The 9,535-nt window shown below is 72.1% G+C and carries 7 protein-coding genes; 5 read left to right on the top strand and 2 right to left on the bottom strand.

Going from position 1 to position 9,535, the window contains the following annotated elements:
* Positions 1 to 9 precede the first annotated feature (9 nt).
* Together ASD18_RS16500 and ASD18_RS16495 are read right to left on the bottom strand one after the other, a co-directional pair.
* Positions 10 to 951 (bottom strand): site-specific tyrosine recombinase XerD, encoded by a 942-nt coding sequence (locus tag ASD18_RS16500; RefSeq protein WP_156388050.1) that lies wholly within the window; start codon positions 949 to 951, stop codon positions 10 to 12.
* Positions 952 to 953: 2 nt separating this feature from the next.
* Positions 954 to 1,868, bottom strand: coding sequence for a heme o synthase (locus ASD18_RS16495; protein ID WP_056095246.1), 915 nt, complete (start codon positions 1,866 to 1,868; stop codon positions 954 to 956).
* A 377-nt stretch (positions 1,869 to 2,245) separates the two neighbouring features.
* Between ASD18_RS16495 and tkt the strand changes: the two genes are divergently transcribed.
* The 5 genes from tkt to pgl all read left to right on the top strand — a co-directional run bounded on the left by tkt (position 2,246) and on the right by pgl (position 9,524).
* On the top strand, positions 2,246 to 4,420 hold the full coding sequence (tkt, locus tag ASD18_RS16490; protein WP_056094584.1) for a transketolase: 2,175 nt from the start codon (positions 2,246 to 2,248) through the stop codon (positions 4,418 to 4,420).
* Between the two features lie 64 nt (positions 4,421 to 4,484).
* Positions 4,485 to 5,627, top strand: a complete 1,143-nt coding sequence (tal, locus tag ASD18_RS16485; protein WP_056094581.1) for a transaldolase — start codon at positions 4,485 to 4,487, stop codon at positions 5,625 to 5,627.
* A complete protein-coding gene (zwf, locus tag ASD18_RS16480; RefSeq protein ID WP_056094576.1) occupies positions 5,624 to 7,165 on the top strand; it encodes a glucose-6-phosphate dehydrogenase in 1,542 nt (513 codons plus the stop codon). The genes tal and zwf overlap by 4 nt, the downstream gene beginning before the upstream one ends.
* A complete protein-coding gene (locus ASD18_RS16475) occupies positions 7,162 to 8,079 on the top strand; it encodes a glucose-6-phosphate dehydrogenase assembly protein OpcA (protein WP_056094573.1) in 918 nt (305 codons plus the stop codon). The genes zwf and ASD18_RS16475 overlap by 4 nt, the downstream gene beginning before the upstream one ends.
* Positions 8,076 to 9,524, top strand: a complete 1,449-nt coding sequence (gene pgl / locus ASD18_RS21870; RefSeq protein WP_056094570.1) for a 6-phosphogluconolactonase — start codon at positions 8,076 to 8,078, stop codon at positions 9,522 to 9,524. The genes ASD18_RS16475 and pgl overlap by 4 nt, the downstream gene beginning before the upstream one ends.
* Positions 9,525 to 9,535 lie beyond the last annotated feature (11 nt).

The raw sequence follows: 9,535 nt of genomic DNA, 5'->3' as shown, positions 1-9,535 counted from the left end.
GCGTGATGCTCATCGCGCCCGGGGGTGCGACGCCGCGTACACCTCGCGCAGCGTGTCCGCGGTGACCATCGTGTAGATCTGGGTCGTCGTCACGGACGCGTGCCCGAGCAGCTCCTGGACCACCCGGACGTCCGCTCCCCCGGCCAGCAGGTGCGTGGCGAACGAGTGCCGGAGCGTGTGCGGCGAGATGTGCTCGGCACCCGCCAGCCCCGCGCGCTCCGCTGCGACGCGCAGCACTGCCCACGCGCTCTGCCTGCTGAGGCGGGCACCCCGCGTGTTGAGGAAGACCCCCGGCGACCCGCCCCTGCTCCCGACGGACAGCGCGGGCCGCGCCCGGACGAGGTACGCCTCCACCGCGTCGAGCGCGAACGTGCCCAGCGGCACCACGCGCTCCTTGCTGCCCTTGCCGAACAGCCGGACGGACGCGCGTCCGGGCGTCCGGTCGAGGTCGTCGACATCCAGGCCGACCGCCTCGGAGATGCGCGCACCGGTCCCGTACACGAGCTCGAGGAGCGCGCGATCACGCAGCGGCACCGGACCGTCGCCGAGGCCGGCGGCGTCCAGCAGGCGCTCGACGTCCCCGACGGAGATCGCCTTCGGGAGCCGCTTCGGCTGCGCGGGGGGCTTCACGGCGCGGGCGGGGTCCAGTCCGGTGACGCCGTCGAGCAGCAGGAAGCGGTGCCAGCCACGGACCGCGACGACGATGCGGGCGGCCGACGAGGCGGACAGTGCGGTGCGGCCGTCCGAGCCCGTGCGGACCGCGAGCAGGAAGTCCTCGACGTCGAGCTCGGCGACGTCCGAGGGCTCGCGGCAGCCGCGGGTCTCCAGGAAGGCCGTGTACCGCGTCAGGTCGCGGCGGTAGGCCAGCAGCGTGTTGGTCGACAGGCCCCGCTCGACGGTGAGGTGGGCGAGGTAGAGCTCGAGCGCCGAGTCGATCGCGGTGGCAGTCACGCTCAGAGGGGCAGGAACACGTCCACCGCGATCGCGACGGACAGCAGGGTGAGGTAGGTGATCGAGGCGTGGAACACGCGCATCGCGTGCAGCTTGCCCGACTCGGGGTGCTCGGCGCGGCGCAGCAGGCCGATGCACGACCAGAGGAACCAGATCCCCAGGGCCAGGGCGACGACGCCGTACACCCAGGTCATGCCCTGCACGGGGACCAGCAGCAGCGAGCAGGCGATCATCGCGACCGTGTACGCGATCATCTCCCGCGCGACCCGGGTGTCCTTGGCCACGACCGGCAGCATCGGGACGCCCGCCGCGGCGTAGTCCTTGCGGAACTTCATGGACAGCGGCCAGTAGTGCGGCGGCGTCCAGAAGAAGATCACGCCGAACAGGAGCGCGGCCGTCCACGAGACGCCACCGGTGACGGCCGACCAGCCGATGAGCACCGGCATGCAGCCCGCCGCACCACCCCACACGATGTTCTGCGAGGTGCGGCGCTTGAGGATCATGGTGTAGCCGACGACGTAGATGAGGATCGCCGCGGCGGTGAGCCACGCGGACGCCGGGTTGACCATCAGCGCGAGCCAGGTCAGCGAGACCACACCGAGCGCGAGACCGAAGATCAGCGCGGCGCGGGGCGACACCTGCCCCGTGACGATCGGCCGCCGCCTGGTGCGGTTCATGATCTTGTCGATGTCGCGGTCGAGGTAGCAGTTCAGCACGTTGGCCGACCCGGCCGCGGCCGCCCCTCCGACCAGCGTCGCGACCACCAGGCCGAAGCTCGGGAAGCCGCCCTGCGCCAGGATCATCGTCGGCAGCGTGGTGACCAGCAGCAGCTCGATCACGCGCGGCTTGGTCAGCGCGACGTAGGGACCGACCGTCCGGCGCAGGCGGGCCAGCGGGCCGCTCGGTGCGACGGTCACCGTCGTGTCAGCGGGCCCCGGGGTCGACGCGGAGGACGCTCCGGCGTCGTCGACTGACAGGGGGCTGCTGAGGCGCACGCGCTGCGGGTCCGTTCGTGTTCCAGGCGGGGATGGGTCGCGCAGCCATGCTACGGCCTGTGCCTGCGCAGGGGCGCGACGCAGGCGAGGGATCGCCGCCACGGCCGGTGTGAGATCGGTCGCTCGGGCCGGGAGATGGTCACGCCCGGCAGCCTCACCCTGGTGCGCTATAAGGTCGGATCGCACGGTCCGACGACCGCCGCGACGGCGCGACGTCCCACCTGCCCGGCATCCCGACGCGGATGTCGATCTCGTTCGACACGACACCCGGCCCCCTGCTCGGGTGGAAATGAGGTGCGGTGAACGCGAAGGCTCCCTTGGCCCAGACGGTCGGTTGGACCGACGTCGACCTGCGGGCGGTGGACACCGTGCGTGTCCTGGCCGCCGACGCGGTCGAGAAGGTGGGCAACGGCCATCCGGGGACGGCGATCAGCCTTGCTCCCGCGGCCTACCTGCTCTACCAGAACGTGCTGCGGCACGACCCGGCAGACCCGCACTGGCTCGGCCGGGACCGGTTCATCCTGTCCGCCGGGCACTCCAGCCTGACGCAGTACATCCAGCTCTACCTCGCCGGCTTCGGCCTGGAGCTCGAGGACCTGGAGGCGCTGCGCACGTGGGGCTCGAAGACCCCGGGGCACCCCGAGTACAAGCACACCACCGGCGTGGAGATCACCACGGGTCCCCTCGGCCAGGGCCTCGCCTCGGCGGTCGGGTTCGCCATGGCGGCACGGCGCGAGCGCGGTCTGCTCGACCCCGAGGCAGCGCCGGGCACGAGCCCGTTCGACCACTTCGTCTACGTGATCGCCTCCGACGGTGACCTGCAGGAGGGCGTGACGTCCGAGGCGTCGTCCATCGCGGGCACCCAGGAGCTCGGCAACCTCATCGTGCTGTGGGACGACAACCACATCTCGATCGAGGGCGACACCGAGATCGCGTTCACCGAGGACGTCGTCGCGCGCTACGAGGCGTACGGCTGGCACGTGCAGTTCGTCGACTGGACCGGCGGCCCGGACGGCTACCAGGAGGATGTCGACGCCCTGCACGCCGCGATCGAGGCCGCCAAGGCCGTCACCGACCGCCCGTCCTTCATCGGCCTGCGCACCCTCATCGCGTGGCCGACGCCGACCAAGACGAACGACCACTCGTCGCACGGCTCCAAGCTGGGTGGCGACGCGATCCGCGGGCTCAAGGAGCTGCTCGGCTTCGACCCGGAGAAGACCTTCGAGGTCGACCCGGAGGTCATCGCGCACACCCGTGGGCTGTCGGCCCGCACGGCGCCGGCCAAGGCCGAGTGGCAGAGCGCGTTCGACGCCTGGCGCACCACCAACCCCGAGAACGCGACGCTCCTCGACCGGCTCGTCGCGGGAGACCTGCCCGACGGCTGGTCCGAGTCGCTCCCGGTGTTCCCCGCCGGCAAGTCCGTCGCGACGCGCGCGGCCTCCGGCGAGGTGCTCAGCGCGCTCGCCCCCGTGCTGCCGGAGCTCTGGGGCGGCTCGGCCGACCTGGCCGGCTCCAACAACACGACCATGAAGGGCGAGCCGTCCTTCATCCCCGCCAAGCGCTCGACGCACGAGTTCTCGGGCGACGAGTTCGGCCGCACGCTGCACTTCGGCATCCGCGAGCACGCGATGGGCGCGATCCTGTCGGGCATCCGTCTGCACGGTCTCACCCGGCCGTACGGCGGGACGTTCTTCACGTTCAGCGACTACATGCGCGGCTCGGTCCGCCTGGCCTCCCTCATGGGCGTGCCGGCGATCTACGTGTGGACGCACGACTCCATCGGCCTCGGCGAGGACGGCCCGACGCACCAGCCGATCGAGCACCTCGCCGCCGTCCGCGCCATCCCCGGCCTGACGATCGTGCGACCGGCCGACGCCAACGAGACCGCGGCGGCGTGGGGAGCGATCCTCGCGCACACCGACGGTCCGGTCGGCCTGATCCTCACGCGGCAGAACGTCCCGACGTTCCCCCGCGGCGAGGGCGGGTTCGCGACCACGGAGGGCGTCGCCCGCGGCGCCTACGTTCTGCTCGAGGCCAGCTCCGGCACGCCGGACGTGATCCTCATCGGCACAGGGTCCGAGGTCCAGCACGCCGTCGCGGCGCGCGAGACGCTCGAGGCCGCCGGCGTGGCCACCCGCGTGGTGTCCGCACCGTCCCTGGAGTGGTTCGCCGAGCAGGACGAGGACTACCGCGAGTCGGTCCTGCCCTCGTCGGTGAAGGCTCGCGTGTCGGTCGAGGCCGGTATCGCGCTGTCGTGGCACAAGCTCGTCGGCGACGCCGGGCGCTCGGTCTCGATCGAGCACTACGGAGCGTCGGCCGACGCCGACACGCTCTTCCGCGAGTTCGGGTTCACGCCCGAGGCGGTCGTCGCGGCGGCGCACGAGTCGATCGCGGCGGCACGCGGCGGCGCCGGCCCCGCGAGCAGCGCCGGTCTGCCCACCAACGTGGGGCTGACGGGCGACCAGCAGGTCTGAGTCCGAACGGGCACGCCGGCCCCGGTCACGATCGGGGCCGGCGAGCGGGAGAAGGGGATCGACCATGGCACCGAGCAGCACCCCTCTGGCACGACTGGCTGAGGCCGGCGTCGCGATCTGGCTCGACGACCTCTCGCGTGAACGCCTGCGCACGGGGAACCTCGCCGAGCTGGTGGCGGACAAGGGCGTGGTCGGGGTGACCACGAACCCGTCGATCTTCGCGAGCGCCCTCTCGAAGGGCGACGCCTACGACGAGCAGCTGCGCGAGCTCGCCGCGGACGGTGCCGATGTCGACGCGGCGGTCTTCCGGATCACCACCGACGACGTCCGGCAGGCCGCCGACATCCTGCGGCCCGTGTACGACGCCACGGACGGCGTGGACGGTCGCGTCTCGATCGAGGTCGATCCCCGGCTGGCCAAGGACACCGACGGGACGATCGCGTCGGCGAAGTCGCTGTGGTCGACCGTCGACCGCCCGAACGTCTTCATCAAGATCCCCGCCACCCTCGAGGGGCTGCCGGCCATCACCGCGGTGCTCGCCGAGGGGATCAGCGTCAACGTCACCCTGATCTTCTCGCTCGAGCGGTACGGCGCGGTCCTCGACGCGTTCCAGAGCGGGCTCGAGAAGGCGCAGGCGAACGGGCACGACCTGGCTCCGATCGCCTCGGTCGCCTCCTTCTTCGTCTCGCGCGTCGACACCGCGATCGACCCGCGGCTCGACGCGATCGGCACGCCCGAGGCCGCGGCTCTGCGGGGCAAGGCGGCGATCGCGAACGCCCGGCTCGCCTACGGCCTCTACCAGGAGGTCGTCGCGGACGACCGCTGGGCCGCCCTGGCCGCGGCCGGTGCGCACCCGCAGCGACCGCTGTGGGCCTCGACGGGTGTCAAGGACAAGGCTTACCCCGACACGCTCTACGTCGAGGAGCTGGTCGTGGCCGGCGTCGTCAACACGATGCCCGAGGCCACGCTGAACGCGGTCGCGGACCACGGCGGCGACGCCCACGACACGGTCACCGGCACCCGCCAGGAGGCGGAGGCCGTCATCGCAGGTCTGCGCGACCTGGGCATCGACATCGACGAGGTCACCGAGCAGCTGGAGGTCGAAGGCGTGGACAAGTTCACGGCGAGCTGGGGTGACCTCCTGGGCACCGTCTCGGACGGGCTCACGGGCGCCGCTCAGCAGAACCAGGCCGGGGACGCCAGGTGAGCCCGAGCAAGGTGTCCGCGGGTCACAACCCGCTGCGCGACCCCCGCGACCGGCGTCTCCCCCGCATCGCCGGCCCCTGCGGGCTGGTGATCTTCGGTGTCACGGGCGACCTGGCCCGCAAGAAGCTCATGCCGGCCGTGTACGACCTGACCAACCGCGGTCTGCTCCCGCCCGGCTTCGCGCTGACGGGGTTCGCCCGCCGCGACTGGGCGACGCAGGACTTCGCGCAGATCGTGCACGACTCGGTCAAGGAGTACGCCCGCACGCCGTTCCGCGAGGCCACCTGGCGCCAGCTGTCCGAGGGCATCCGGTTCGTGCAGGGGACGTTCGACGACGACGACGCGTTCGACCGGCTGCGTGACACGGTCGAGGAGCTCGACGTGTCCCGCGGGACCGGCGGCAACCACGCGTTCTACCTCTCGGTCCCGCCCAGCTCGTTCCCGGTGGTCTGCAAGCAGCTCGCCCGCTCGGGCCTCTCGCAGCCGTCCCCGGACACGTGGCGCCGCGTCGTCATCGAGAAGCCGTTCGGCCACGACCTGGCCAGCGCCCGCGAGCTGAACGACATCGTGTCGGACGTGTTCCGGCCGGACGACATCTTCCGGATCGACCACTACCTGGGCAAGGAGACGGTCCAGAACCTTCTGGCGCTGCGCTTCGCCAACCAACTGTACGAGCCCATCTGGAACGCCAACTACGTGGACCACGTCCAGATCACCATGGCCGAGGACATCGGCATCGGCGGGCGGGCCGGGTACTACGACGGCATCGGCGCGGCCCGGGACGTCATCCAGAACCACCTCATGCAGCTCCTCGCGCTCACGGCGATGGAGGAGCCGGCGTCGTTCGAGGCGGAGGGCCTGCGGGCCGAGAAGATCAAGGTCCTCTCCGCGGTCAAGCTCCCCCGCGACATCGGCAAGCACACCGCCCGCGGGCAGTACGCGGCCGGGTGGCAGGGTGGCGAGAAGGTCGTCGGCTACCTCGAGGAGGAGGGCTTCAACCCGGAGTCCACCACCGAGACGTTCGCGGCGATCCGCGTCGACATCGACAACCGCCGCTGGGCCGGGGTGCCGTTCTACCTGCGTACCGGCAAGCGCCTGGGCCGTCGCGTCACGGAGATCGCTGTCGTCTTCAAGCGGGCTCCGCACCTGCCGTTCGAGTCGACCGCCACGGAGGAGCTGGGCAAGAACGCCCTGGTCATCCGCGTGCAGCCCGACGAGGGCGTGACGCTGCGGTTCGGCGCCAAGGTGCCCGGCACCGCCATGGAGGTGCGCGACGTCACCATGGACTTCGGGTACGGGCACGCGTTCACGGAGTCCTCCCCGGAGGCCTACGAGCGGCTCATCCTCGACGTCCTTCTGGGCGACCCGCCGCTGTTCCCGCGGCACGAAGAGGTCGAGCTGTCCTGGAAGGTGCTCGACCCGATCACCGCCTACTGGGCCAAGCAGGGCAAGCCCGACGAGTACCGGTCAGGCACGTGGGGACCGGAGTCGGCGGACAAGATGATGGCGCGCGACGGACGAGCCTGGAGGCGGCCATGATCATCGAGATGCCCAGCACCACCACCAGGGACATCAACAAGCGCCTCCTCAAGGAGCGCGACGAGGGCGGCGCGATCGCCCTCGGACGCGTGCTGACGCTCATCATCCCGGTGGGCGACCGCGACCCCGACGAGGCGATCGACGCGGCCAACGACGCCAGCCGCGAGCACCCGTGCCGCGTCATCGTGATCGCCAACGACACCAAGGACCGCGCGTCGAACCTGGACGCGCAGATCCGGCTCGGGGGCGACGCCGGGGCCAGCGAGGTGCTGGTGCTGCGCCCGTCCGGTCAGCTCGAGCGCCACCTGGACACGCTGGTGATCCCGCTGCTCCTGCCCGACGCGCCGATCGTCGCGTGGTGGCCGTACGAGATCCCCGAGAACGTCGCCGAGCACCCGATCGGCAAGATGGCGGCGCGGCGGATCACCGACTCCACGCAGGTGGCACGCCCCAACGCCGCGCTCCGCAAGCTGGCGGCGTCCCACGTCGACGGCAACACCGACCTGGCCTGGACACGCGCGACCCTGTGGCGCGGACTCATCGCGGCGACCCTCGACCAGCCGCCGTTCGAGCCCGTGCACAAGGCCGTCGTCGTGGGCGAGAGCACGCACCCGTCGGTCGACCTCATGGCCGCGTGGCTGGCGTACGCGCTGCGCTGCCCGGTGGAGATCGAGCGCATCAAGGACGCCCCCGCGATCACGCAGGTGCGCCTCGAGCGGTCGTCGGGCGACATCGTGCTGGACCGGCCCGACGGCAAGACGGCGGCGCTGCGTCAGCCCGACCAGCCCGAGCACCGGATCGCCCTGCCCATCCGCCAGCTGCGCGAGTGCCTCGCGGAGGAGCTGCGGCGTCTCGACGCCGACGAGGTCTACGGCGAGGTGCTGCTGAAGGGCCTCGCAAGGATCGACGCGTGAACCGCGACGTCGTCGTCCACCCGGATGCGCGGGTGCTGGCCGAGTCCGTGGCGGCCCGCCTGCTCACGCACCTGGTCGACGTCCAGTCGCACCGCTCCCCCGTCCACGTGGTCCTCACGGGTGGCACGGTGGGCATCGCGTCGCTCGCGGCCGTCGCGGCGAGCCCCGTCCGCGACGCGGTCGACTGGTCCGGCGTGCACCTGTGGTGGGGCGACGAGCGGTTCCTGCCTCAGGGAGATGCGGACCGCAACGAGACGCAGGCGCGCGACGCCCTCCTGGACGCGCTGGGTGACGCCCTGCCGGCCGAGAACGTGCACCCGATGCCGGCGCCCAGCGACGACGTCCCGACGCCCGAGGCGGCCGCCGAGGCCTACGCGGCGGAGCTCGCCGGGGCCGGCTCCCCGGCGTTCGACGTCGTGCTCCTCGGCATGGGACCGGACGGGCACGTCGCCTCGCTGTTCCCGGGGCACGAGGCGCTCGACGTGACCGGCCGCCCCACGGTGGGCGTGCACGGCTCCCCCAAGCCGCCCCCGGAGCGCGTCTCGCTGACGTTCGACGCGATCCGTGCCGCGCGGGAGGTCTGGGTGGTCGCCGCCGGGGCGGAGAAGGCCGACGCGGTCGCCTCGGCACTGCGCGGGGTCCCGGTCTCGACGACGCCCGCAGCCGGTGCCCTGGGCACCGAGCGGACGCTCTGGCTGGTCGACGTCGCCGCCACCGAGCGTCTCGGCACCCCGTCGGCGATCTCCACGACCGCCGCCGCGTTCCCGGCCGCCCCGCAGACTCCGGACGAGCTCTGGACGCAGGTGGACCACTACTTCTCGGCGCTCACGCCCGAGGACGTCGCCCTCGTCGAGACGCGGCACGCGGCCACGGCCGGTGGGCTGCCGGACATCGCCGTCACCCCCCACCAGGGCAAGCTGCTGCACCTGCTCGCCCAGACGGTCGGTGCCCGGAGGATCCTGGAGATCGGCACGCTCGGCGGCTACAGCACCCTGTGGCTCGCGCGCGCCCTGCCCGCGGACGGCCGCCTGACCACCCTGGAGATCGACCCCGAGCACGCGCGCGTCGCCACCGACTCGCTCACGCAGGCGGGGGTCGACGCGCTGGTGGACGTCCTCGTGGGGCCGGCCGCGGACACGCTGGACGGGCTCATCGCGGACGGCACCGAGCCCTACGACCTCGTGTTCATCGACGCCGACAAGCAGTCGATCCCCCGCTACCTCGAGCAGACCCTGGAGCTCACGCACCCAGGCTCGGTGGTCGTCGTCGACAACGTCGTCCGGGGCGGTGCTGTGCTGGACGCGGACCACACCGACGAGCGGGTGCAGGGCGTCCGCCGGATGGTCGACCTGCTCACCGACCACCCGCGCTACGACGCCACGGTCGTCCAGACGGTCGGCAGCAAGGGCTACGACGGCTTCGCGCTCCTCCGCGTCCGCGCCTGACCTGAGGAACG

This window comes from Cellulomonas sp. Root137 (assembly GCF_001426725.1).
Classification (GTDB): domain Bacteria; phylum Actinomycetota; class Actinomycetes; order Actinomycetales; family Cellulomonadaceae; genus Cellulomonas.
Note: the sequence above shows the minus strand (reverse complement) of the source record. Positions and strands in the feature narration are given on the sequence as shown.